The sequence below is a fragment of the Pseudomonas sp. YA1 genome (assembly GCF_058680555.1).
Map to the genome: position 1 here is coordinate 1 of NZ_JBZWBG010000052.1, position 706 is coordinate 706.

The window sequence follows — 706 nt, forward strand, 5'->3', positions numbered from 1 at the left end:
GCGCTTCAAGGCCTCGACATCCAGTTCGCCACGCAGGCGCAGGGCCGCCGGGATATGGTAGGCCGCGCTGTCGGGCTCCAGTTGCCAGAGGAACCACTGGCGTTGCTGGGCATACGACAGCGAGCGCGCGCCCGGCTGCTCGCACACGCGGGGAATGGGCATTTGCAGGAAGCTGATGCCCTTGGAGCACAACCGTTGATAGAACAATTCCCGCTGCGGCAAAGGCAGCCCGGCGAAACGTCGGGCAAGATCGGCATTGTTGTTGAGATTCATATCAGACGGCCTCGAGTTCGCTCATGAATTCCCGCAGCTCGTCGATGTCCGCTGCGTCGGTAGGTTTGTAGCCTTCAAGCGAAGTCGCATAGGCCTGTAAAGTCTCGGCCTGGAACAGCAAGACCAGGGGGGCATTCATGTCCAGCTCGGCATGGATGCGCGCCGTGACCTGAGTCGCCAGCAACGAATGCCCGCCGAGCTCGAAGAAGTTGTCGGCCATCCCGACCCGCTCCAGCTTCAGCACATCCGCCCAGATCGCTGCCAATGTGCGCTCCAGCTCCGTCACCGGCGCCACATACTGCTGCTGGCTGTCGCTGGCGTCCGGCGCCGGCAGCGCCTTGCGGTCCAGCTTGCCGTTGGGCGTCAGCGGCAACGCCGACAGGAACACCCACTGCGTCGGCACCATGTATTCCGGCAGGCTCGCCTTGAGCGC

Annotated in this window: 2 protein-coding genes; both read right to left on the reverse strand. The window is 63.7% G+C overall.

Annotated elements, in window-relative coordinates:
* The coding region (locus AC4OR5_RS30920; protein WP_491952860.1) for a condensation domain-containing protein at positions 1-273 on the reverse strand (273 nt) is incomplete at its 3' end.
* Position 274: 1 nt separating this feature from the next.
* Positions 275-706 (reverse strand): phosphopantetheine-binding protein (locus tag AC4OR5_RS30925; protein ID WP_491952861.1); only part of this gene is annotated, 432 nt, incomplete at its 5' end.